At 58.3% G+C, this 23162-nt stretch carries 19 protein-coding genes and 1 pseudogene; 2 read left to right on the plus strand and 18 right to left on the minus strand.

Annotation, left to right across the window (positions count from 1 at the left end; all coding sequences use genetic code 11):
• Positions 1–2 precede the first annotated feature (2 nt).
• The 6 genes from ispG to CWM52_RS06270 form a co-directional block, all read right to left on the minus strand.
• Positions 3–1124, minus strand: coding sequence for a flavodoxin-dependent (E)-4-hydroxy-3-methylbut-2-enyl-diphosphate synthase (gene ispG / locus CWM52_RS06245; RefSeq protein ID WP_100683311.1), 1122 nt, complete (start codon positions 1122–1124; stop codon positions 3–5).
• A gap of 26 nt (positions 1125–1150) precedes the next feature.
• Entirely contained in the window at positions 1151–2137 is a 987-nt protein-coding gene (gene rodZ / locus CWM52_RS06250) for a cytoskeleton protein RodZ (RefSeq protein ID WP_100683312.1), read from the minus strand.
• 272 nt (positions 2138–2409) lie between these two features.
• Positions 2410–3576, minus strand: a complete 1167-nt coding sequence (locus CWM52_RS06255; protein WP_100683313.1) for a bifunctional tRNA (adenosine(37)-C2)-methyltransferase TrmG/ribosomal RNA large subunit methyltransferase RlmN — start codon at positions 3574–3576, stop codon at positions 2410–2412.
• Between the two features lie 334 nt (positions 3577–3910).
• A complete protein-coding gene (ndk, locus tag CWM52_RS06260; RefSeq protein WP_100683314.1) occupies positions 3911–4342 on the minus strand; it encodes a nucleoside-diphosphate kinase in 432 nt (143 codons plus the stop codon).
• A gap of 160 nt (positions 4343–4502) precedes the next feature.
• The gene (gene pbpC / locus CWM52_RS06265; protein WP_100683315.1) at positions 4503–6827 is read right to left on the minus strand and encodes a peptidoglycan glycosyltransferase PbpC; all 2325 of its coding nucleotides are present in this window, start codon (positions 6825–6827) and stop codon (positions 4503–4505) included.
• The gene (locus tag CWM52_RS06270; RefSeq protein ID WP_100683316.1) at positions 6828–11777 is read right to left on the minus strand and encodes an alpha-2-macroglobulin family protein; all 4950 of its coding nucleotides are present in this window, start codon (positions 11775–11777) and stop codon (positions 6828–6830) included.
• 209 nt (positions 11778–11986) lie between these two features.
• Here CWM52_RS06270 and sseA point away from each other — a divergent pair, with 209 nt between their 5' ends.
• The gene (gene sseA / locus CWM52_RS06275) at positions 11987–12835 is read left to right on the plus strand and encodes a 3-mercaptopyruvate sulfurtransferase (RefSeq protein WP_100683317.1); all 849 of its coding nucleotides are present in this window, start codon (positions 11987–11989) and stop codon (positions 12833–12835) included.
• A 99-nt stretch (positions 12836–12934) separates the two neighbouring features.
• On the opposite strand, the pseudogene CWM52_RS06280 reads toward sseA, so the two are convergent.
• The 12 genes and pseudogenes from CWM52_RS06280 to trmJ form a co-directional block, all read right to left on the minus strand.
• A pseudogene (locus CWM52_RS06280) lies at positions 12935–13066 on the minus strand (enhanced serine sensitivity protein SseB); the annotation flags it as partial.
• A gap of 76 nt (positions 13067–13142) precedes the next feature.
• Positions 13143–13919, minus strand: coding sequence for an enhanced serine sensitivity protein SseB (gene sseB / locus CWM52_RS06285; protein WP_100683318.1), 777 nt, complete (start codon positions 13917–13919; stop codon positions 13143–13145).
• 97 nt (positions 13920–14016) lie between these two features.
• The gene (gene pepB, locus CWM52_RS06290) at positions 14017–15303 is read right to left on the minus strand and encodes an aminopeptidase PepB (protein ID WP_100683319.1); all 1287 of its coding nucleotides are present in this window, start codon (positions 15301–15303) and stop codon (positions 14017–14019) included.
• Between the two features lie 191 nt (positions 15304–15494).
• Positions 15495–15695 carry a Fe-S cluster assembly protein IscX gene (gene iscX, locus CWM52_RS06295; protein WP_100683320.1) on the minus strand — a complete coding sequence of 67 codons (201 nt, stop codon included), beginning with the start codon at positions 15693–15695 and terminating at the stop codon, positions 15495–15497.
• 1 nt (position 15696) lies between these two features.
• On the minus strand, positions 15697–16032 hold the full coding sequence (gene fdx, locus CWM52_RS06300; protein ID WP_004866372.1) for an ISC system 2Fe-2S type ferredoxin: 336 nt from the start codon (positions 16030–16032) through the stop codon (positions 15697–15699).
• Between the two features lies 1 nt (position 16033).
• Positions 16034–17884: a Fe-S protein assembly chaperone HscA gene (gene hscA / locus CWM52_RS06305; RefSeq protein WP_100683321.1), complete on the minus strand. Its 1851-nt coding sequence runs from the start codon at positions 17882–17884 to the stop codon at positions 16034–16036.
• Between the two features lie 15 nt (positions 17885–17899).
• On the minus strand, positions 17900–18415 hold the full coding sequence (gene hscB, locus CWM52_RS06310) for a co-chaperone HscB (protein ID WP_100683322.1): 516 nt from the start codon (positions 18413–18415) through the stop codon (positions 17900–17902).
• Positions 18416–18608: 193 nt separating this feature from the next.
• Positions 18609–18932: an iron-sulfur cluster assembly protein IscA gene (iscA, locus tag CWM52_RS06315; RefSeq protein ID WP_004866380.1), complete on the minus strand. Its 324-nt coding sequence runs from the start codon at positions 18930–18932 to the stop codon at positions 18609–18611.
• 15 nt (positions 18933–18947) lie between these two features.
• Entirely contained in the window at positions 18948–19334 is a 387-nt protein-coding gene (gene iscU / locus CWM52_RS06320) for a Fe-S cluster assembly scaffold IscU (RefSeq protein WP_004866383.1), read from the minus strand.
• A 26-nt stretch (positions 19335–19360) separates the two neighbouring features.
• Positions 19361–20575, minus strand: coding sequence for a cysteine desulfurase (gene iscS / locus CWM52_RS06325; protein ID WP_100683323.1), 1215 nt, complete (start codon positions 20573–20575; stop codon positions 19361–19363).
• A 174-nt stretch (positions 20576–20749) separates the two neighbouring features.
• Positions 20750–21241, minus strand: a complete 492-nt coding sequence (gene iscR / locus CWM52_RS06330; RefSeq protein ID WP_041146727.1) for a Fe-S cluster assembly transcriptional regulator IscR — start codon at positions 21239–21241, stop codon at positions 20750–20752.
• A gap of 229 nt (positions 21242–21470) precedes the next feature.
• On the minus strand, positions 21471–22202 hold the full coding sequence (gene trmJ, locus CWM52_RS06335; protein ID WP_100683324.1) for a tRNA (cytosine(32)/uridine(32)-2'-O)-methyltransferase TrmJ: 732 nt from the start codon (positions 22200–22202) through the stop codon (positions 21471–21473).
• Between the two features lie 120 nt (positions 22203–22322).
• On the opposite strand from trmJ, the gene suhB reads away from it, so the two are divergent.
• Positions 22323–23126, plus strand: a complete 804-nt coding sequence (suhB, locus tag CWM52_RS06340) for an inositol-1-monophosphatase (protein ID WP_100683325.1) — start codon at positions 22323–22325, stop codon at positions 23124–23126.
• The last annotated feature ends 36 nt before the right edge of the window (positions 23127–23162 follow it).

Consider the following 23162-nt stretch of genomic DNA (forward strand, 5'->3'; position numbering starts at 1 on the left):
GATTATTTCTCTTCAACCTGCTGAACATTGATGCGACGCGCTTCATCAAGCATCGAGGCTTTCGCACGGATTCGCGCTTCCAGCTGATCGATCATATCGTCGTTGTCCAGCCTGTCTTTACGCACGCCATCTTCATAGAGGCCGCTTTTTTTATTGCCGCCGGTCACGCCAAGCGTCGAAACCAGCGCTTCGCCCGGACCGTTCACCACGCAGCCGATAATCGAAATGTCCATAGGCGTAATGATGTCTTCCAGACGCTGCTCCAGCGCGTTCACGGTGCCGATCACATCGAACTCCTGACGCGAACAGGTCGGGCAAGCGATGAAGTTGATCCCGCGGGCGCGGATGCGCAGGGATTTCAGAATGTCGAAACCCACCTTGATCTCTTCCACCGGATCCGCCGCCAGGGAAACGCGCAGGGTATCGCCGATCCCTTCAGACAGCAGCAGCCCCAGACCGATCGCCGATTTCACCGCGCCGCTACGCGCGCCGCCGGCTTCAGTGATCCCAAGGTGCAGCGGCTGATCGATCTGCTTCGCCAGCAGGCGATAGGACTCGACGGCAAGAAACACATCCGACGCTTTTACGCTGACTTTGAACTGTTCGAAGTTGAGACGATCGAGATGATCGACATGGCGCATAGCGGATTCCAGCAGCGCCTGCGGCGTAGGTTCGCCGTATTTTTCCTGCAGATCTTTTTCCAGCGAACCGGCGTTAACGCCGATACGGATAGGAATATTTTTATCGCGGGCGCAATCAACCACCATGCGGATACGTTCTTCGTTACCGATGTTACCCGGGTTGATACGCAGACAGTCCACACCGTACTCCGCCACTTTCAGGGCGATACGGTAGTCAAAGTGGATATCGGCGACCAGCGGGACGTTGACCTGCTGCTTGATGAGCCTGAACGCTTCCGCCGCATCCATCGTCGGAACGGAGACGCGGACGATATCCGCGCCAACGCGCTCTAAGGCTTTGATTTGGTTTACCGTCGCAGCCACATCGGTGGTGCGAGTATTGGTCATCGACTGTACGGCGATGGGCGCGCCATCGCCAATCGGCACATTCCCAACGTAAATACGTTTTGATTTTCTACGTTGAATCGGAGCCTGGTTATGCATGAAAAATCTCCCGCGTTACCCGTCTGTTACTGCGCCGGTGATGTTTCGGCATTAAGGGTCAGACGCGCAACCTGGTTAGTTCTGATAAAACGACTTAAATCGACGGGTTTACCCAGATACTGAATCTGTACCGCTGCCGGCGCACCAATTTTCAGTTTATAAGGCGCCTGACCGCTCAGGTTCAGATTACCGCCTTTACGTTGCAAACCGCTGAACAGTTTCTTGCCGGTGGCATCGCTCACTTCCAGCCAGCAGTCGGCAGAGAAATTCAGGACCAAATCCTGGGCCGCAGCGGCCGTAGCGGCTGCGTTAGCCGGAGCGGTTGGCAGTGGAGAAGTCGGCGTAGCGGCAGCCGGCGCGCTATCCACATTCGCCTGAGACGGTGCCACAACGGCGTTATTATTAACCGGTGCCTGGGTAGAGGCCGTCGGTGCAGTTGTGGTATCAACCGGCGCGCTGTTGGCGCTGTTGGCGCTGTTGGCGGTGCTGTCCGGCGCCGTGTTGCTGGCACCGGTATCCAACGGAATACTCTGGCTGCTGTCGCCCGCATTCAGCTCAGCGCTTGACTGGTCGGCCATCGAGGTAATCTCTTCCTGCTGGGCCTTATGGTCTTGCCACCACCAGGCGCCGCTGAGGCCAATGACCACAAACAGCACCAGCCAGGTGAAACTCATCAGCCAGCCGTCACGCTTTTTACGGCGTTTTCCCAGCGAGAAGCTCTGCATCGGCGCGACTTTCGCCGCACGAATCGGGGCCTGTTTTGCCATCATTGGCAGCAGTTCATCTTCCGGAATGTGCACAAGGCGCGCATAGGAGCGGATGTAACCGCGCAGGAATGTTGAGGCCAGGTCGGCAGGCGCCTTGTCGTCTTCAATATCACGAACCGTGGAAACTTTCAGGCATAAGCGCTCCGCCACCGCTTGCTGGCTGAGTCCGAGTTGTTCACGGGCGTGACGTAGACGCGCGCCCGTCGTATTTGCTTGTTGATGGTCTTGAGTGGCTTCAGTGTTCATTCGACAACTACTGGTACGTGAATTTAAAGTTCAGCGCCGGTTAAACCCGCGCCGCGAAACATCTGCTAAACGTCATACGAAAAGTATAAGTCCGTATGACCCACTATCACAGATACTTATCAATATTGAATGCTAAGCGGTTGTAGTGCCGCTACATACTGCCTCAAAGTCGACAAAAACGCACCGTAATTATTGCCCGAATCAGCGTATTTCGCCTGGCGATTAGGCATAAATCCGCAGCGCATGCTTCATGCCATGCGCTGCGTCATTTATCAGACCGTCTTCACATCAATGGCTTCGCCCTGCATGCGTTTACGCAGCGTACGTTTGGTCCGGTCGATAACGTCGCCGGCCAACTGCCCACAGGCGGCGTCAATGTCATCGCCGCGCGTTTTACGCACGATAGTGGTAAAGCCATATTCCATCAGCACCTTGGAGAAACGGTCGATACGGCTGTTGGAGCTGCGGCCATACGGCGCCCCCGGGAACGGGTTCCAGGGAATCAGGTTGATCTTGCACGGCGTATCTTTTAACAGCGCCGCCAGTTCATGGGCATGCTCGGTACCATCGTTGACGTGATCGAGCATGACGTACTCAATGGTGACGCGACCCTGGTTGGCGTTGGACTTCGAAATATAGCCGCGGACCGAATTCAGGAAGGTCTCAATGTTATATTTCTTGTTGATCGGTACGATTTCATCACGAATTGTATCGTTAGGCGCGTGCAGGGAAATCGCCAGCGCCACGTCTATCATATCGCCGAGCTTATCCAGCGCCGGGACCACGCCTGAAGTAGAAAGCGTCACGCGACGTTTCGACAGGCCAAAACCGAAATCGTCCAGCATGATTTCCATCGCCGGGACGACGTTAGTCAGGTTCAGCAGCGGCTCGCCCATCCCCATCATCACCACGTTGGTGATCGGACGTTGACCGGTAATTTTGGCCGCACCGACGATTTTCGCCGCGCGCCATACCTGGCCGATAATTTCTGAAACCCGCAGATTGCGGTTAAAGCCCTGCTGCGCCGTCGAACAGAATTTACACTCTAATGCGCATCCTACCTGCGACGAAACGCACAGCGTCGCACGATCGTCTTCCGGAATATAAACCGTTTCCACGCGCTGATCGCCAACGGCAATCGCCCATTTAATGGTCCCGTCGCTGGAGCGCTGCTCCTCAACGACTTCCGGGGCGCGGATCTCCGCGACTTCCTTCAGCTTGTTGCGCAGCACCTTGTTGATATCGGTCATATCATCAAAGTTGTCGCTGCAATAGTGATACATCCATTTCATCACCTGATCGGCGCGGAAGGGTTTTTCACCCATGTTTTTGAAAAACTCGCGCATCTGCTGACGGTTCAGGTCCAGCAGGTTGATTTTGGCATCGTTGTTCGGCACCGTCAGAGCGGCGGTATCAGGTGTGACAATATGTTCAGACATAATCTATTCCGGCCTCGTTGTTACACGTTATGGCCCCAGGAGGGTTGAAAAAAAGAAACGCCCCTATGAACGAGTGCTCGTCCAGGGGCGCTGCATTGTACAAATTCTGCTGCATCAATACCACGTTTGCACGCGGCAATGATGAAAAAATCTGTTACTGCGTACTTAATCCTCTATGGCTTTTCGATTGTCGAAAAGACGAGGACCAGACTCTCCAAAGTATTTCAGGTCACGGCGAGGCGGCAAGTTCGCAAATCCCCGGGAACATAGATAGCTATGTTCCCGGGGTGTGCGAATGACGCCAACAAAGCAGTGGCCTGAAAGACGCAGGAGATTAGCGAGTGCGCGGGCAAACCTCGCCTTCTGCAAAGAAGAACGCGATTTCGCGAGCCGCAGACTCAACGGAATCGGAACCGTGGGTGCCGTTCTCGGTGAAGCTGTCGGCGTAGTCTGCGCGCAGAGTGCCTGCCAGCGCGTTGTCCGGGTTGGTTGCGCCCAGCAGGTCACGGTGACGCTGAACGGCGTTTTCGCCTTCCAGAACGGAGACCACGATCGGGCCGGAAGTCATGAACTCAACCAGGCCGTCGAAGAACGGGCGACCTTCGTGCTCAGCGTAGAAACCGCGAGCCTGTTCAACGGTCAGGTGCAGCATTTTGGTGCCGACGATTTTGAACCCTGCTGCTTCAAAGCGGGAAAAGATGCCGCCAATAACGTTTTTTGCCACCGCGTTTGGTTTGATGATGGAAAAAGTACGTTCAATAGCCATGATTACCTCTAATAAAATGTTCTGTTGTTGCGCATACGATCGTATGGCCTGGCGCGCATTATAATGAGCAACACCGGCGCTGCCTATGGATGAAGGTAACATTTTGTTAAAATAAGACGAGCTTTAGCAACACATAAAACAGGGGATTGGGCATTTCGCGCTATTGCAGCGTAAAATTCGCCGTCGCCACCTGGCCACTCTCGTCCATGACCACCAGTTGATAACGGTCGGGCCGCTCCAGCGGCAGCGTCGCACTGGCACCGGCGGCGGTCTGTGGCTCACCATTGAGAAACCACCAGCGCCGCCCTTCGCCACCGGTGGTCTGCAGCGCCAGCATGACCCGCGTCGTTCCCGGTAAACGTTTAATCACCGCCCCCTCACGCACGCCCGACAGCACCAGTGGTGCCACGTCCGTCGCCTGCGGCGGCGGGCAGTCCGGCGAAACCGGGCCTGAACGGGCAGCGCGCCGCTCCGCAGGGGGCAGCCAGGGCTCCAGCGGCAGCGGCCAGACATCGATTATCTTCCGCACGGCGCCGGGACAATCCGCCGCCACCCGCCGCCCCTGCCCATCTAACCAGACAGGGAAGCGAATACCGCGCCCCTCTTCCTGGCCCGGCAACAGCAGCGTCGGCGGCTGGCTGTCATCCAGCAGCCATGTCGCCAGTCGACGTCGGCAGTTACTATCGCCTGGCGCCAGATTCTGCCCGCCAGGCCAGCAGATCGTTGCCGCGCTGACCGTCTGCGGACGCGGGTCGGTAGGCAGACCGCCACGTCCCGTGGCCGGGCGCGCCAGCAGCATATTATTGACCTGGTTCAGCAGAGGTACCGCGCTGGCAAACCCAAACTGCCCCACCACCGGAGTGCCGTCAGGCCGCCCGGTCCAGATGCCGATCAGGTAGCGGGCATTGACGCCAATGGCCCAGGCATCGCGATAGCCGTAGCTGGTGCCGGTTTTCCACGCCAGCGGAACCACCTGCACCAACGAAGCATCCGGTACCGGCTGGGCTTCGCCCGCCAGAATTCGCCGGATTATCCATGCCGCGCCCGGCGACAACAGTGGTCTTTCCACCAGCGGGGCGTCCGGTGTCATCCGCAATCGCGCGACCTTGCCATGACGGGCGAAGGCGCTGTATCCGGCCACGATATCTTCCAGCTTTGTCCCCGCCCCGCCGAGGATCAGCGACAGGTTGGGTTCCGCACCGGTCGGTAATATCAGCGGCAAACCGGCATTGCGTAAGGTGGCGGCGAAGCGCTTCGGCCCGTAGGCTTCAAGCACCTGAACCGCCGGAAGGTTCAGCGAACGCACCAGCGCTTCGCTGGCGCTGACCGGGCCATGAAAACCGCTGTCAAAATTTCCGGGACGGTAGTCGCTAAAACGGCGCGGCACATCCTGTAATAAAGAGGCCGGATGAATAAGCCCGTCATCCAGCGCCATACCGTAGACAAACGGTTTTAAAACCGACCCCGGCGAACGAACCGCCGAGACCATATCGATATGCCCGAAGCGGCTATCGTCGGAAATATCCGCCGAACCGACCCAGCCCCGCACTTTCATATTGGTATGGTCAACAACCACCATCGCCAGCGAGCTGCGCGGCGGCAGGCGCGATTTCCAGTTGAGCGCCAGATCTTCCAGCTGCCGCTGGAGCCCGGCATCGAGCGTCGTCACCACTTTCTCTTTGCGGCTGCTCGCCAGTATCCGCCGGGAAAAAAGCGGCGCCAGCTGCGGCATCTGTCGTGGAAACAACCATACCGGTTCTTCAATCGCTTCCTGTACCGCCTTAGCGGGCCAGACGCCCTGGCTGCGCATCCGCGCCAGGACTTTATCCCGCGCGGCCTGAGCCCGCTGCGGCCAGCGATCGGGACGTAAACGACTTGGCGCCTGCGGCAGCACGGCCAGCAGCGCCGCTTCGCCATAGCTGAGTTGCGCGGGGGGTTTGCCGAGATAGGCCCAGCTGGCAGCACCAATCCCCTGCAGCGTCCCGCCAAAGGGAGCGCGGTTAAGATACAGCGTCAGGATCTCGCTTTTTGATAAATGCCATTCCAGCTGCAGCGCGCGCCAGAGCTGGCGCAGCTTGCCGCCGAAGGTGCGGGGATGAGGATCGAGCAGCCTCGCAACCTGCATGGTCAGGGTGCTGCCGCCGGAGATGACTCGCCCGGCGGTCAGGTCCTGCCAGGCCGCGCGAAAAACCGCAAACGGATTTACGCCCGGATGCCGCCAGAACCAGCGATCTTCATACTGGATCAGCGCCTGCAGATAGCGCGGCGACACATCATTGAGAGCGACCGGATAGCGCCAGACGCCCTGCTGATCGGCAAAGCGCCACAGCGGCGTGCCATCTTCCGCGACCACCACCCGGGCCGGTGCCACCTCCTGCAGCGGTAACGGCCACAGACGATCCGCCGCCAGCACCGCCAGCCATAGCATCACGATCAACGCCGCCAGCCAGCGCCAGCGGCGTTTTACCTGTCGCAACGCCCGCATTTACGGGGTAACAGTCAGCGGGCCGCTGGCCGCGCCGGTCGCCCGCCACTGCGGAATATACATCGACTCCACCTGCGGCTGCGGAACCTGATATGTTCCCGGCGTGACCGCGCGCGCCAGGTACACCAGCGTCACCGGCTGCCCTTCGTTAATCGCCACGGCGGCGACGAAGCGATCGTCACGGAACTCGATATGTTGAATATCCGCCTGCTGCATCTGGCTAAGCAGGTTCTGCACCGCGTCGCCGTTCTCCTGCAGGCTGGCGCTGCTGTTCGCCAGGTTCTGGTTTTCCAGCTCCAGTCCCGCCGGCAGCAGGTCCACCACCAGCGCATCCGGAACGTTGCGTTTGGCGGTGACCTCCAGCTTCACCAGCACCAGCTCGCCGCTACGCAGCGAGGTCAGCGATTTCTGCTGACCGCGGGTGTCAAAGATTTGACGTTCAATACCCAGAACGTTCCCCGTGGCCTGCGGCGCAGCGAGCGGGTATCCGCTGCTGTCAAGACGCAGCCAGAGCGGTCGATCGCCGGTATTGCTGACCTGCAGGGAGGCCAGTTGTTCAGCGCTCAGGTTGCGGGTCTGCGCTTTATCCGCCGAGAGCGGCTGCGCCTGTAGCGACGTTTGCGCCTGCCAGTTGCCGGGTAAATCCTGTAATGTCCGGCCGGCCAGGAACAGCGCGTTAGTCTCCTGGGTTGAAAGCCAGCGCTGACCGTAGGCCTCTTCCGCGAGGTTGCTCAGTAGGGTGTTCTGCGCATCCGGCAGCAGTTGGTTCTCCTCCAGTAGGGCCAGCTTCAGCGCATCGTCGCGCAGCGCGCTACCATAATCGCCCAGCCAGCGATCCGTATCCTGACGCGGCGTGCTCATCGCCAGCGTCAACGCCTGCTCAGCGCGCGGCGCATCGCCCATCGCTTTGAGGGCGATACCCAGTTGCAGCAGAGGCAGGCCAGAACGCGCCTGCTCATGGCGGCTCCAGATTTCGCGTAGGGCGCCAAGGGGCGCTTTTTGCTGACGGGCCAGCACCAGGGCCGCATAGGCCTGAGCGGCGAAACGGCTGGCCGCCGCGTCATCGCTGTAACGAACGGTCATCAGCCCCGGTTCCTGCAGATAGCGCAGCAGGCGCTGGTTACCGTTATTCATCGCCTGAGCCGGTACGCTATAGCCCTGCTCGCCTGCTCTCACGAGGAAATCCATGGCATAAGCGGTCAGCCAGTACTCTTCCGGCCCTTCTTTGTCCCACAGGGCGAATCCGCCATCGTCACGCTGCATATGCAGCAGTCGGGAAATACCGATGTCCACCGCCGCACGACGTTTTTCATCGCTGTCGCCGACGATACCCAATGCTTTGAGCTGCGCGGCATTGGTGTAAAGCGACGGGAACAGTCCGCTGGCGGTCTGCTCCAGGCAGCCATAAGGATAGGCTTTCAGGTCGCGAATGTAGCGGGCGAGATTTAGCGGCGGCTTCCCGCTGAACACCAGTTGCCCCTGCAGCGTCGCCGGTGAGAAGCCCTGCGTTTGCCCGACAGGCGCCTGCCAGCTTTCCCCCGGTTGCAGCACCACGCCGCTATTCACGGTCTGCGCCGGGAAGGCCGGGCGCACGCCAATTTTCCACTGTTTGCGCATCGGGGTGAAGGTCTCGCCCGGCAGGGTCACGCCGGTAATCGTGGCGTTCACCTGACCATCGCCGAAGCCATCGCGGGCGCTCACCGGGACAAACAGCGTGCTGCGCGCGCCGGGTGCCAGCTGTAGCGGAGGAATGGCCGCGCCATCGAGCTGCAGCAAACCGCTGGCGCTCAGCGCGACATTCAGCGTTTGCGGCTTGTCGGTGAGATTACGCAGATCCAGCGCCAGTCGGGTTGCGTCGCCGCTGGCAAGGAAGCGCGGCGTATTCAGATCGGCAATCACCGGCGCGGCCACCACCACTTTCTCGTCGCTGCTGCCAAAATCATCGGCGGTCCACGCCTGCGCCATCACCCGCAGTTCGCCGTTGAAATCGCCAATCGGCAGCGTCACCGCCCCTTCGCCACGCTCATCAAGTACCACCGGCTGCGCCTGCTGGGCAATAATCGTGACGTGGTTAACCGGCGGTTTTCCGCCGCGTTTGAGTTCGTCGCCGTCGCCGCCGAAACGCAGGCTGGCGAGACGCCCCTGCCCTTCAATCACCTGACCGTAGATATCATAAATATCCGCGCCGTAACGTTTCTGACCAAAGAAGGCATCCCACGGATCCGGAGTGGCGTAATCGGTGATGTTCAGCACCCCGCTGTCTACGGCGGAGAGCAGCACATTGACCTGTTTCGGCACTTCCCCCTGCGCCACGCTGGCTTTGATTTTCACCGTCAGCGGCTGATTCGGGCGCATTTTTTGTGGAGCATCCAGCGCCAGCGTCAGGCGCCGGTTTTCATCGCCCAGCGGCAGGTGCAGCAGGCCAACCGCCCGTTTCGGCGTCGCCGAGCGGGATTTATCTCCGGGGCGAATCACCAGGGTGCTGAGGTAGAGATCGTGACGGTTCCAGGTTTTATCGACCGGAATCGACAACTCCATGCCATTCGCCGGGACGTCAATTTCCTGCCACCACAGCGGCCCTTCGCTCGATTCCACCATCGCATAGCCTTTCCCCGCCGCCGGGGCGGCGATATGCAGTTTGATGGTATCGCCGGGTTTATAGGCGGCTTTGTCCAGCTTCATGGTGACCCGATCCGGACGCGCTGCGCCTGTGCCATCGCTGTTATCCTGCCAGCTGTAGCCCGCCCAGAAGCGCACGCTGCTGATGACGTCATCGGGGCCTTTCACTTCCAGGCGGTAGGAGCCCCATTCCACCGGGAAACTCACTTTCGCCGTTTGTCCGGCCTGCAGATCCAGAGATTGTTCGCCTTCCTGCAGATCTTTTTGATCGAACTGCGACTGCCAGCCTTCGCTGTCAGACCAGTTCCAGTAGTAGTCGCGGCGCTCGCGAATCAGCCGCACCTGTAGCCCGGAGACCGCTTTTTTCTCGCCTTTGGCATCGGCATAAACAATCTCAAACGCCGCGGTGCTGTTTTCATCCACCACCGGCTGTTTCACCGTTGTGTCGGTGCGATAGTCGTAGACCTCTTTGAGGGCAAACTCCGGGCGAATGCCTGGCAGCGTATCGGCAGGCCAGATCGGCTGCTGCACGGTGCGGGTAACCGGTCGGCCGCCTGATTCCAGCAGGCTGGCCTGTAAAACCACCTGCAGCGGCGAATGGCTATCCTGCCACTGGCTGGCGGTGGTGACGTCGGCATGGCCTTTTTCATCCAACGTCGTCTGGACTTCATCCAGGCTGCGGGAGAGGTTTTCTTCGGCAATATCACCAAACTGGAAGCCCGGCAGCGCCGCAACCGCATCGCGCAGCGGGCGCAGGAACAGTTTCCCCTGTAGCTGATTGCCGCTGGCCGGGGCGCCATACAGATAGGCGCCGACGACGCCGAAGTGCACATCGGCATCCGTGGCCAGCGGCGCGTTTTGCGGCGTAAGATTCAGCGCCATCCGCTCAGGCATAAAATCTTCAACGTGGAAATCCCACTCGCGCGGCTGATTGTCGCCGGTACTGGCGCGGATATGCCACATCCCGGTCGGTGCCCCGCTATCAAGCGGCCAGGTAAACTGATACAGACCATTGACCGGTTTGCTGACCAGCGAGCGGATCACCTGCCCGTCCGGCTGCACCACGTCGAATTTCACCGGCTGCTCGGCCAGCGGCTTGCCGTCGCCGTCACGAAGCAGCGCGTTAAGGATGACCGTTTCTCCCGGGCGATACAGATCGCGCGGACCAAACATAAAGAACTGCTTGCTGAATCCCGGGGCGCCGGCAATCGAGAACTCGGCCAGATCCAGGGCGGGAAGTTTGAGATCCAGCAGGGTGGTCTGCCCGTCTTTTCGCGCCAGCAGCAGCGCCGCGTCTTTATCATTAGTTTGCAGAGTCACATGACCCTGGCCGTCGCTTTTCGCCTCGGCGAGGGTTTGCCCTTTCGCATTCAGCAACAGCACATCGATACCGGATTGCGCCGCACCGTCCTCCAGGCTCTGGGTAAAGACATCCAGCCGGTTGTGATAACGGTGCGCCGATACGCCGATATCGCTTAGCGTAAACAGCGTCGCGGCGTTGCTATAGCTGTAGCGCCCCGCCGGGTTCATCACCGCAACGTAGACACCCGGCTGCTGCAACGGCTTAATATCGGCCAGCGGCAGCAGCAGTTTCTCCCGCGTGTTGCGCGCCGGATTGAGATCGAAACGCCCGGTATAGACCAGATCGGCCATTTTCAACAGCTCGTCAGACTCCCAGTTACTCAATGAGTTACGGTATTCCCACTGGCTGACGAAAGCGGACAGCGACTCCGGCTTGATACGGAAAAAGTTGACGTCAACATTGTCGACGTTGAGCGCCATGACCGGCAGTCCGGCAATCACTTTGCCCGGAAGCAGCGAGCCGCGGCTGGCGAAACCGACGCTCGGGGCAATATCGCGGGTGGTAATGGTTTTTTCAAAATGGCTATCAAAGGTCGCCGCGTTCAGCGCACTCAGCGTCGGGTCAACGGTGACAATCAGTTCGCGTTTCGGCTCAAGATGGCGTAGCCGCAGCGCTTTCAGATCCGGCGACAGTTCCCAGGCGCCATCCACCTTGCCGCTTTTTTTATCGACAAGATGCACGCTGCGTGAGAAATCCTGATCGGGATTAAGCGGTACAGAGAAGGTGAGCACCATCGCCGCCGCGCCGTCCAGCTGGAGTTCCGAGGCGTCCAGCAGCGTCAGCGCTTTACCTTTGCTTTTTTCCGCCAGCGCCGCCAGCTGCGCGCTGTCCGGTTTTGTCGCGCCGGTTTGCGCAGTGGAAGAGTCGGCTGGCGAGACGGCCTGCGGTTTACCGCTGTCATCGCATCCGCTGAGAGAGAGTGCCGTCAATAGCGCCAGCGACAGCGCCGCTAAACGAAATGGTTTCATCCTTTAACCCCTTGGCCAAAACAGCCAGTGCCTGTAGTGAACTCATTATTATGTGCTAACGCTGGAATTACCAACAGCCACCCTGCCAGAATCTGACTATCACTATTTTATCCTCCATGACCGCGTCGCAACTTCGTCCTCCATAACTTGTCAGGCACCGAGAAAACGTCGACAATTCATTGATTGATGAATAATAAAACGGAGTCTCCATGTCTACCTCGTTTTTCGTCGCCGCTGACTGGTTAGCGGAACATATTGATGACCCGGAAATTCAGATTATCGATGCGCGAATGGCGCCAGCAGGCCAGGAAGCCCTGCGCGATATGGATGCGGAATATCGCGCGGGCCATATTCCCAACGCCGTATTTTTCGATATTGAAGCGCTCTCCGACCATACCAGCCCGCTGCCGCACATGATGCCGCGAGCGGAAGCCTTCGCCGTCGCAATGCGCGAGCTGGGGGTCTGCAGCGATAAACATCTGGTGGTTTACGATGAAGGCAATCTCTTCTCCGCCCCGCGCGCCTGGTGGATGCTGCGCACCTTTGGCGTCGAAAATGTCTCGATTCTCGCCGGCGGCCTGGCCGGCTGGCAGCGCGATGAACTGCCACTCGAACAGGGCGTTGCCGATATTGCGGAAGGCGAATTTGACGGACGCTTCGATCCGCAGGTGATCAAACGGCTGACCGATGTGCTGCTGGTCAGCCATGAGGGATCGGCGCAGATCGTCGATGCGCGTCCGGCCGCGCGTTTTAATGGTCAGGCGGATGAACCGCGTCCGGGGCTACGTCGTGGCCATATTCCCGGCGCGCTTAACGTGCCGTGGAGCGATCTGGTGATTAACGGCGAACTGAAAACCGTGGATGAGCTGAATGAGATTTTCATTCGCCAGGGCGTGAATTTCGAGCGACCGATTATCGCCAGCTGCGGCTCCGGCGTCACGGCGGCGGTGGTGGTGCTGGCGTTGACCACGCTCGGCGTTAACGGCGTGTGCCTGTACGACGGCTCGTGGAGCGAATGGGGCGCCCGCACGGATTTGCCCATCGAACCGGCGCAGTAACCGTGAACATTCCCGGATTGCGGCGTACCGCCTTATCCGGGCTACACCAGGGCACTAAACCGTAGCCCGGGTAAGGCATAGCCGCTACCCGGGAAAAAGTTAAATAATGCGGTTCTGTTTAAAGTCGCGCAGGAAACTGCCCCAGCGCTTTTCATAAAATGGCGTGATATGGGCAATCATAAAATGGCTGCTCCCCTTCTTGCCTTCCACCACCTGACAGATATCAATCGGCTCATCGCCAGGTAACGGCTACACCAGGGCACTAAACCGTAGCCCGGGTAAGGCACAGCCGCTACCCGGGAAAGAGTTAAATAATGCGGTTCTGTTTAAAGTCGCGCAGGAAACTGCCCCAGCGCTTTTCATAAAATGGCGTGATATGGGCAATCATAAAATGGCTGATCCCCTTCTCGCCTTCCACCACCTGACAGATATCAATCGGCTCATCGCCAGGTAACGTATCGGTCGCCACGCTGCCGGTCGCCTGGATAACCTCTGCGATATCACCTTCGGCTTCAATACCGATCAGCAGGTTTGCCGGCGCATCAGCGCTATCTTTAATCGAGCAAAGAAACGCCCGCCTGACGGTCTTCAACGTTTTAAACAGCGTGGTCAACGAGTCAATCATCTGCGCCGGCGGCTCGGCGACTTCAGACAACAGCAGAGACTCGCCGCCTTCGAGCACGGTTTGCGTGCTGAGCGGGCTGCCCTCTTCCCCCAGCAGATGGCGGATCTCATTGGGCATAAACTCTTTACCGGTTGCCAGCTTTGCATTGAGGAACAGCGTTTCGCCGAGCGTCATCGCAAACAGCGTCCGTGCCGGCATCACCACAAACGATTGTTCATCTTCAACCGCCTGCTGCAGCGCTTCCAGAGAAGTGAAAAACGGAATCACCGAGGCGCCATCGTCTTTCTCCCAGTGCTGCAGATCGACGGCACTCTCTTCGACAATCTGCTCGCCTTCCGCCGCCGCTCCCGGAACCCACACGGTGGACTCCAGCAGCGTACGGAAAAATGCCGGGCGGTGGCCCGGCTCGGTCGCCGCCTTTTCCAGCAGGGTTTCTAATTCATTTTTAGTTTCGGACATAGTTTGGCTACTTCACAATTGCCCGGCGGCGCTACGCTTGCGCGGGCCTACGGGTTCTGTAGGCCGGGTAAGCGTAGCGCCACCCGGCAAAAAAAGATTACTCGGCCGTCAGCAAATTCGCTATGGTACGCACGCCGAGGCCGGTAGCGCCAGCAGACCACTGCTCAACCGCCGCTTTACGATAGGTCGCCGAGCAGTCGATGTGCAGCCAGCCCTGATGATAATTTTCAACGAAATGCGACAGGAAACCGGCTGCGGTGCTGGCACCAGCCGGATAGGCCGCGCTGCCGGTGTTGTTCAGTTCGGCGAAGTTAGACGGCAGTTGACCGCGGTGGAACTCGGCCAGCGGCAGGCGCCAGAAGGCTTCATTTTCCGCCTGCGCACTCGCCAGCAGGCGGTTAGCCAGCGGGTCATCAAAGCTGAACAGCGCGTGGTAGTCGTTGCCGAGCGCGGTTTTCGCCGCCCCGGTCAGGGTGGCAGCATCGATGATCAGTTCAGGTTTCTGCGCCGAGGCGTCAATCAGGCCATCCGCCAGCACCAGGCGGCCTTCGGCATCGGTGTTCATGATTTCCACGGTCTTGCCATTGCGATAGCGAATAATGTCGCCCAGTTTAAAGGCGTTACCGCTGATCAGGTTGTCTGCACAGCACAGATACAGCTTCACGCGTTTGTTCAGGCCGCGGGTAATCGCGAACGCCAGCGCGCCGGTAACCGTTGCCGCGCCGCCCATATCGGATTTCATCGAATCCATAAACGCGCTTTGTTTGATGCTGTAGCCGCCGGAATCGAAGGTGATGCCTTTCCCGACCAGGCAAGCGTACACCGGGGCTTCTTTATCGCCGGTTGGGTTGTAATCCAGCGCCAGCAGCACCGGAGGACGCTCGGAGCCACGGCCAACGGTATGCAGGCCAAGATAGCCTTGCTCGCGCAGGTCTTCGCCTTTTGTAATACGGTAAGTCACGTTGTCGCAGGCGACGCCGCACAGCAGATCGACCGCGCGCTGAGCCAGCTGTTCCGGGCCGAGCTCTTCCGCCGGCGCGTTAATGGTGTCCCGCACCCAGTCAATAATCGTCAGGCGATTGTCCAGCTCGCTTTTCTGCGCGTCATCCAGCGCCGGCCATTCCACCTTGCGGCTGCCTTTCGGCCCTTTGTAGCCGGCCCAGAATGCCCACGCGCGGTCGGTATCCCAGCCTTCGCCGCTCAGCGCGACGTGCTTGATCCCCATCCCGTCGACTTTACGCGCCGCGCGCTGAATCAAACCGAGATCGTCTTTACCGTTCAGATGCAGGGTGATGCCGTCATTATTAATGCTGTAAGCCGCTTTTTCTCCCCAGCGCACGTCGGCAGGTTGGGTCGTCAGCGTAATCTTCATGGCTTCGGTCATTTTATCTTTATCCTTATTTGGCAAAGGAGCCGCATTTGGCAAAAGGGCCGCCAAAAGGCAGCCCATATTATTTTTCCGCTGATTCACACTGAGGAGAAGGCACTCAGCCGCTCATTCCCCGGACTCAAACTGTGCGGCGGGAGTGAGCAACCACGACCCACGCATCTGCGGCGTGAAGCATGTTGCGGAAATTATTCTGCTTCATCTAACCAGACTAGCAGAATCGCCTCCAGAATTTTTTCATTGGATGCGGTCGGATTATCATCAAACTCTTCCAGCTCGCAAATCCACTGATGCATATCGGTGAAGCGCACGGTTTTCGGGTCGAGATCCGGGAAGGCGTCATACAGCGCTTCGCCAATTTCACGACTATCGGTCCATTTCAGTCCCATATTAATGCTCGCGTGCGTGGTTGATAGTATAACGCGGGATCTCGACGACCAGATCATCGTGGGTCACGCGCGCCTGGCAGCTCAGACGGCTGTCGGGCTCCAGCCCCCAGGCCTTATCCAGCATATCATCTTCATCTTCGGTACTTTCGGCCAGCGAGTCAAAACCTTCACGCACGATGCAGTGGCAGGTGGTGCAGGCACAGGATTTTTCGCAGGCGTGTTCAATCTCAATGCCGCTGCGCAGAGCAGCATCCAGAATGGTCTCACCGATCTCAGCTTCCACAACTACGCCATCCGGGCACAGGTCCTGATGGGGCAGAAAAACAATCTTTGGCATATTAAACCTCGTCCACGGATTGGCCTTTCAGCGCAGTACGGACCGACTGGTCCATGCGGCGTGCGGCAAATTCCTGGGTTTGTGTGTCTGTATTTTTAATCGCATCTTTAATCGCGTCGGCGTCATCGCCTGCGGCAACCGCACGCAGCTGCGCCGTCGCTTCATCGATAGCCTGACGTTCTGCGGCGCTTAGCAGCGCGGCATCGGCGGCCAGCGCACTTTCCAGGCTCTCAAGAACGCGCGCGGCTTCGACTTTTTGCTCAGCCAGCATCCGCGCCTTGATATCCTGTTCGGCGTGACTCATCGAATCTTTAATCATGGTGGCGATTTCGCTGTCGGTCAGGCCGTAGGAGGGCTTGACCTGAATGGAGGCTTCGACGCCGGTCGATTTCTCCATCGCGGTGACGCTCAGCAGGCCATCGGCGTCGACCTGGAAGGTAACGCGAATGTGCGCTCCGCCCGCCGGTAGCGCCGGGATACCGCGCAGCGCAAAGCGCGCCAGCGAACGGCAATCCTGCACCAGTTCGCGCTCGCCCTGCATGACGTGGATAGACATCGCCGTCTGGCCATCTTTAAAGGTGGTGAACTCCTGCGCACGCGCCACCGGAATCGTGGTGTTGCGCGGGATCACTTTCTCCACCAGACCGCCCATCGTCTCCAGCCCTAAAGAGAGCGGAATAACATCGAGCAGCAGAAGTTCGCTATCCGGTTTGTTGCCCACCAGAATATCGGCCTGAATCGCGGCGCCAATGGCCACCACTTTGTCCGGATCGATGGTGGTCAGCGGCGTGCGGCCAAAGAACTCACCGACGCGCTCACGAACCAGCGGCACGCGGGTTGAACCGCCGACCATGACCACTTCCAGCACCTCTTGCGCCGCCACGCCCGCATCTTTCAGCGCGCGACGGCAGGCTAACAGCGTGCGTTTCACCAGCGGCGCAATCAGCTCGTTAAACTGGTCACGGGTAATATCGCCTTGCCAGCCGTCAACGTTGACGCTGATCGAATCGGCATCGCTGAGGGCGATTTTCGCCGCAATCGCTGCATCCAGCAGTTCGCGCTGCAGGCGGTTGTCGCGACGATCGCTCAGCCCCGCCTGTTCACGCAGATAATCCGCCAGCAGATGGTCAAAGTCATCGCCGCCCAGCGCGGAATCGCCGCCGGTCGCCAGCACCTCAAAGACGCCGCGGCTTAAGCGCAGCACCGAAATATCAAAGGTGCCGCCGCCAAGATCGTAAACCGCGATCACCCCTTCCTGGCCGGAATCGAGGCCGTAGGCAATGGCCGCGGCGGTCGGCTCGTTCAACAGGCGCAGTACGTGCAGACCGGCCAGACGGGCGGCGTCTTTGGTGCCCTGGCGCTGGGCGTCGTCAAAGTAGGCCGGGACGGTAATCACCACGCCGTCGAGTTCGCCGGACAGGGCTTCCGTTGCCCGGGCAGCCAGAGCCTTCAGGATGTCGGCGGAAACGCGAACCGGGTTGAGCAAACCGCCGGCGGTCTGAATCATCGGCAGACCATTTTCGCTGGCCTGCAGCTGGTAAGGCAAATGGGGGTAACGCGTCTGGATATCGGCCAGCGAGCGCCCCATCATCCGTTTTACGGAGCTGATGGTGTTAACCGGGTCGAGGGCCGCATTGTGTCGGGCGTCGTAGCCGACGCTCAGGCCAGATTCATGGTAGTTCACCACGGAAGGCAGCAGGTAGCGCCCCTGATGGTCGGGCAGAGTTTCGGCCTGACCGCTACGCACGGTAGCGACCAGCGAATTGGTGGTGCCCAGGTCAATCCCCGCCGCCAGACGACGCTGGTGCGGCGCGGCACTCAGACCAGGCTCACTAATTTGTAATAAGGCCATAATTGCTTCCGAAAATTAAAAATCGAGCAGCTTTTCTTCGAGTTGTTCTGCAACGCTCTGAAGTTTATCGAGAAAACGCAGTTTACGCACGGTATCCGCCGCCGCGTCCCACGTCTCGCTATTTAATTGTTCGACAACCTGCTGATGACGAACGTCGTACATCCCCTTCACGCGTTTAATAAATGCCGCCAGACGTTCTTCATCCTGCGCTTTTTCAATCTCATCCAGCTCTTCGCGCAGCTCCAGCTGTTCCATCAGGAAGGCGGTATCGCGCACGGTGTGCTGCTCGCTGGCTAAGTCATAGCCGTGGAGCGAAAGGAGATATTCGGCGCGGGTCAGCGGGTGACGGAGCGTTTGCCACGCCTGATTGATCGTGGCGGATTGCTGCACGGAGGCGAGCTGTTCGGCCGCGCTCGCGCTGGCGAACTTGTCGGGATGATACTGGCGCTGCAAATCCTGGTACCGGACAGCCAGCTGTTCTTGCGAAAGGGTATAACTGACCGGTAACCCGAAGAGGGTGAAATAGTCCATAGTAACCTCAGGGTTAACGAGATAAAGCAAACCCCACTCACGGTTCACCGCGGTGGGGTCCTCTACCCGTGCATGCCGGGCCGCCTCTGCGTGGGCTGTCGTCGTTTACCCACAGGGCCGACTGCTGTCAGCCCCCGGGATTCACGCGTTTACCGCCCTGATGCGGCCTGAAACACGTCGGATAGTGGCGGGATTATACGTTAAAGCTTTCGCCGCAACCGCACTCATCTTTGACATTCGGGTTAGTGAATTTAAACCCTTCGTTCAGGCCTTCTTTGACGAAGTCCAGCTGAGTGCCGTCGAGGAACTGCAGGCTTTTGCCGTCGATCACTACCTTGACGCCTTTATCTTCAAACACGGTGTCTTCTGCCGCCGGCTCGTCAACAAATTCCAGCACGTAGGCCATACCTGAGCAGCCCGAAGTGCGGACACCCAGGCGCAGACCGAAGCCTTTGCCGCGGTTGGCCAGGAAGGAATTAACTCGCGACGCTGCGCTGTCGCTAAGAGTAATCGACATACAATAACCTCTTAATTATTTCGCTTCACGTTTGCTTTTATAATCCGCAATCGCGGCTTTAATCGCGTCTTCCGCCAGGATCGAGCAGTGAATTTTCACCGGCGGCAGTTCCAGTTCATCGGCGATATCGGTGTTCTTGATAGCCTGAGCTTCGTCTAGGGATTTCCCTTTCACCCATTCGGTCACCAGGGAGCTGGAGGCGATAGCAGAACCGCAACCATAGGTCTTGAAGCGCGCGTCTTCAATGATACCTTCATTGTTGACTTTAATCTGCAACTTCATCACGTCGCCGCACGCCGGTGCGCCAACCATGCCGCTGCCGACGCTGTCGTCGCTGTTGTCAAAAGAGCCGACGTTGCGCGGATTCTCGTAATGATCGATAACTTTTTCGCTGTATGCCATGATGAATTCTCCTTATACCCTACCGATTAATGATGTGACCATTCGATGCTGTTCAGATCCACGCCCTGCTTGAACATATCCCACAGCGGAGAAAGATCGCGCAGACGGCCGATGGATTTACGAACCAGATCAATGGTGTAGTCAATCTCTTCTTCGGTAGTGAATCGACCTAAAGAGAAACGGATAGAACTGTGTGCCAGTTCGTCAGTCATGCCCAGTGCGCGAAGCACATAGGACGGCTCAAGGCTTGCGGAGGTGCAAGCAGAACCGGAGGAAACGGCCAGGTCTTTCAGCGCCATAATCAGCGACTCGCCTTCAACATAGTTGAAGCTGACGTTGAGAATGTTCGGCGCGCCCTGCTCGAGGTCGCCGTTGAGGTAAACCTCTTCCATATCTTTTACGCCGTCCCACAGACGGTTACGCAGACCGCGCAGACGCGCCATCTCGGTTTCCATCTCTTCTTTGGCGATACGGTAAGCTTCACCCATACCGACGATCTGGTGGACTGGCAGAGTACCGGAACGCATGCCGCGCTCGTGACCGCCGCCGTGCATCTGCGCTTCAATGCGGATACGCGGTTTGCGACGAACGTACAGTGCGCCGATACCTTTAGGACCATAAATTTTGTGACCGGAGAAGGACATCAGGTCAACTTTCAGCTGGCTCAGATCGATAGGCAGTTTGCCCACGCTCTGGGTGGCGTCAACGTGGTAAATGATGCCACGCGCGCGGCACAGTTCGCCGATGGTGGCGATATCCTGCACCACGCCGATTTCGTTGTTGACGTGCATGATGGAGACCAGGATGGTGTCGTCACGCATCGTGGCTTCCAGCTCTTTCAGATCGATAATCCCGTTGCGCTGCGGCGCCAGGTAGGTGACGTCGAAACCTTCACGCTCCAGCTGGCGACAGGTATCCAGAACCGCTTTGTGCTCGGTTTTGCTGGTGATAATGTGCTTGCCTTTTTTCTGATAAAAGTTGGCTGCACCTTTAATCGCCAGGTTGTCGGATTCCGTTGCACCGGAGGTAAAGACGATTTCACGCGGATCGGCGCCGACCAGTTCAGCAATCTGATTACGGGCGATATCAACCGCCTCTTCAGCCTGCCAACCGAAACGGTGTGAACGAGAGGCCGGGTTACCAAAGGTCCCGTCCAGGGTCAGGAACTGCATCATTTTCTCGGCAACACGCGGATCCACCGGCGTTGTTGCGGAGTAATCGAGGTAAATCGGTAATTTCATTGCTCTTTAACTCCGTACATCACTCAATGCAAGGAACCAGGCAACCGGCTTGATGTACGACCGGGGACACGGGATGTCGCAACATTCCGGCCTGATTCTGAAATCTCTTTTTTATCGTTTTACTCTGACCCTTTCAGCCTGCCGCAGCGATGCCGCAAGCTGAAACAGGACGAGTTACGCACGCAGCTTGACGTCAATGGCGTCCTGAGTGCGGGTATTGCGCTGGGATTCATGGCTATGCTGACGACCTGAAACATCGAGAATTTCTTGGTTATTCACCAGTTCACCCAGGGTGATATTGTTCAGGAAGCTGGTCAGACGTTCGCTCAGGTCACGCCACAGCGCGTGGGTCAGGCATTTATCGCCGCCCTGGCAGCCGCCTTTACCCTGACAACGGGTCGCGTCAACCGATTCGTCTACTGCGCTGATCACTTCGCCTACGGCGATGCTGCCCGCTTCTTTACCTAACAAATAACCGCCGCCTGGGCCACGTACGCTGGATACCAGACCATTTTTACGCAGACGGGAAAACAGCTGTTCCAGATAGGACAGCGAGATCCCCTGACGTTCAGAAATATCAGCCAACGGAACCGGGCCCGATTCAGAGTTGAGCGCAACGTCCAGCATCGCGGTCACAGCATAACGCCCTTTAGATGTCAGTCTCATGTCTTACTTAACCTCAAACTCGCCCCTGCCCGGGCTTTTTATTAATATGGGTATTGCATAGCAAGGGCAAGTCTGACATTCCCGAGTAATTTGGTCAACTATTTACTTGACTGTTTTAGTCAGGTATTTAACCATCCGTGCGGTCTCTATTTACCCACGGCGCTGCGCTACCCTACCGACAAAACCGCAGGCCCGTACAAGCGCCGCCGCCGGGCAGCAACGCACGCAATTACTCTTTATTGTTCTGCTCAATCGACGCCAGCATACCACGCAGGATATTCAGCTCCTGGCTTTCCGGGCGCGCGCGGGTAAACAGACGACGCAGTTTGTTCATCACCTGCCCCGGGTGGCTGGCGCGAATAAAACCGGTGGCCAGCAGGGTTTGCTCGAGGTGGCCGTAGAAACGTTCTAAATCATCAACCAGCGGATACGGCGTCTCTTCGTGCCCGACTGCCGGTTCTTCCTGTTCCTGGGTAGCCAGCCAGGCCATACGCACTTCGTAGGCGATAACCTGCACCGCCATCGCCAGGTTCAGCGAGCTGTATTCCGGGTTTGCGGCAATAGCCACATGATAGTGACATTTCTGCAGCTCATCGTTGGTCAGCCCAACGCGTTCGCGGCCAAAGACCAACGCAACCGGTGCGTGCTGCCCTTCCGCCACGCTCTTCAGACCGCACTCGCGCGGGTCAAGCATCGGCCACGGCAGAGTACGTGAACGAGCACTGGTTCCCACCACCAGGCTGCAGCCGGCCAGGGCTTCATCCAGGGTATCGACGATCTGCGCATTGCCAATCACGTCACTGGCGCCAGCGGCCAGCGCGATAGCCTGAGAATCCGGTTTAACCAGCGGGTTAACCAGCCACAGATTAGTTAACCCCATGGTTTTCATGGCCCGGGCAACGGAACCCATGTTTCCAGTATGTGATGTTTCTACCAGTACGATTCGAATATTTTGCAGCATTATGGTTCTTCGGCTAAAGATTATTCACGCATGCTATCATAAAACGAAGACATAGGCAGAATTCGCTGTTACTATATGTGCCGTTTTTTCCCGTTCTTTAACATCCAGTGAGAGAGACCGATGCATCCGATGCTGAACATCGCCGTGCGCGCAGCGCGCAAGGCGGGTAATTTAATTGCCAAGCACTACGAAACCCCAGACTCCGTAGAAACCAGCCAGAAAGGCAGCAATGATTTTGTGACCAACGTCGATAAAGCAGCTGAAGCGCTGATTATTGAAATCATTCGCAAATCTTACCCGCAGCACACCATCATCACCGAAGAAAGCGGTGAACACGCAGGTGAAGATCAGGATGTTCAATGGGTTATCGATCCACTGGATGGCACCACCAACTTCGTCAAACGTCTGCCCCACTTCTCTGTTTCCATCGCCGTACGCATCAAAGGCCGTACTGAAGTCGCGGTGGTTTACGATCCAATGCGTAACGAACTGTTCACGGCGACCCGTGGTCAGGGCGCGCAGCTGAACGGCTACCGTCTGCGCGGCAGCAACGCCCGCGATCTCGATGGCACAATCCTGGCGACCGGCTTCCCGTTCAAAGCGAAACAGCACGCAACAGCGTACATGAATATTCTCGGTAAGCTGTTTACCGAGTGTGCTGATTTCCGTCGCACCGGTTCTGCCGCGCTGGATCTGGCTTACGTGGCCGCAGGCCGCGTTGACGGTTATTTTGAAATTGCGCTGAAACCGTGGGATTTTGCCGCAGGCGAGCTGATCGCTCGTGAAGCGGGCGCGCTGGTCTGCGATTTCACCGGCGGTCACAACTACCTGATGAGCGGCAACATCGTGGCGGGCAATCCGCGCGTTGTGAAAGCCATGCTGGCGAATATGCGTGACGAGCTGAGTGAAGCGCTGAAGCGCTAATTCTTCTCCCCTCACCCCGGCACACGGGGTGAGGGT

The sequence above is a fragment of the Raoultella sp. T31 genome, from assembly GCF_002806725.1.
In the GTDB taxonomy this organism is placed as follows: Bacteria; Pseudomonadota; Gammaproteobacteria; order Enterobacterales; family Enterobacteriaceae; genus Klebsiella; species Klebsiella electrica.

Bases quoted from the DNA above. Each gene is read 5' to 3' on its own strand.
- sseB (WP_100683318.1), bottom strand. From the start codon at position 13,919: ATGTCCGAAACTAAAAATGAATTAGAAACCCTGCTGGAAAAGGCGGCG.
- trmJ (WP_100683324.1), bottom strand. From the start codon at position 22,202: ATGCTGCAAAATATTCGAATCGTACTGGTAGAAACATCACATACTGGA.
- iscX (WP_100683320.1), bottom strand. From the start codon at position 15,695: ATGGGACTGAAATGGACCGATAGTCGTGAAATTGGCGAAGCGCTGTAT.
- fdx (WP_004866372.1), bottom strand. From the start codon at position 16,032: ATGCCAAAGATTGTTTTTCTGCCCCATCAGGACCTGTGCCCGGATGGC.
- iscS (WP_100683323.1), bottom strand. From the start codon at position 20,575: ATGAAATTACCGATTTACCTCGATTACTCCGCAACAACGCCGGTGGAT.
- iscU (WP_004866383.1), bottom strand. From the start codon at position 19,334: ATGGCATACAGCGAAAAAGTTATCGATCATTACGAGAATCCGCGCAAC.
- rodZ (WP_100683312.1), bottom strand. From the start codon at position 2,137: ATGAACACTGAAGCCACTCAAGACCATCAACAAGCAAATACGACGGGC.
- iscR (WP_041146727.1), bottom strand. From the start codon at position 21,241: ATGAGACTGACATCTAAAGGGCGTTATGCTGTGACCGCGATGCTGGAC.
- CWM52_RS06255 (WP_100683313.1), bottom strand. From the start codon at position 3,576: ATGTCTGAACATATTGTCACACCTGATACCGCCGCTCTGACGGTGCCG.
- sseA (WP_100683317.1), top strand. From the start codon at position 11,987: ATGTCTACCTCGTTTTTCGTCGCCGCTGACTGGTTAGCGGAACATATT.
- suhB (WP_100683325.1), top strand. From the start codon at position 22,323: ATGCATCCGATGCTGAACATCGCCGTGCGCGCAGCGCGCAAGGCGGGT.
- pbpC (WP_100683315.1), bottom strand. From the start codon at position 6,827: ATGCGGGCGTTGCGACAGGTAAAACGCCGCTGGCGCTGGCTGGCGGCG.
- CWM52_RS06270 (WP_100683316.1), bottom strand. From the start codon at position 11,777: ATGAAACCATTTCGTTTAGCGGCGCTGTCGCTGGCGCTATTGACGGCA.
- hscB (WP_100683322.1), bottom strand. From the start codon at position 18,415: ATGGACTATTTCACCCTCTTCGGGTTACCGGTCAGTTATACCCTTTCG.
- ispG (WP_100683311.1), bottom strand. From the start codon at position 1,124: ATGCATAACCAGGCTCCGATTCAACGTAGAAAATCAAAACGTATTTAC.
- hscA (WP_100683321.1), bottom strand. From the start codon at position 17,884: ATGGCCTTATTACAAATTAGTGAGCCTGGTCTGAGTGCCGCGCCGCAC.
- iscA (WP_004866380.1), bottom strand. From the start codon at position 18,932: ATGTCGATTACTCTTAGCGACAGCGCAGCGTCGCGAGTTAATTCCTTC.
- pepB (WP_100683319.1), bottom strand. From the start codon at position 15,303: ATGACCGAAGCCATGAAGATTACGCTGACGACCCAACCTGCCGACGTG.
- ndk (WP_100683314.1), bottom strand. From the start codon at position 4,342: ATGGCTATTGAACGTACTTTTTCCATCATCAAACCAAACGCGGTGGCA.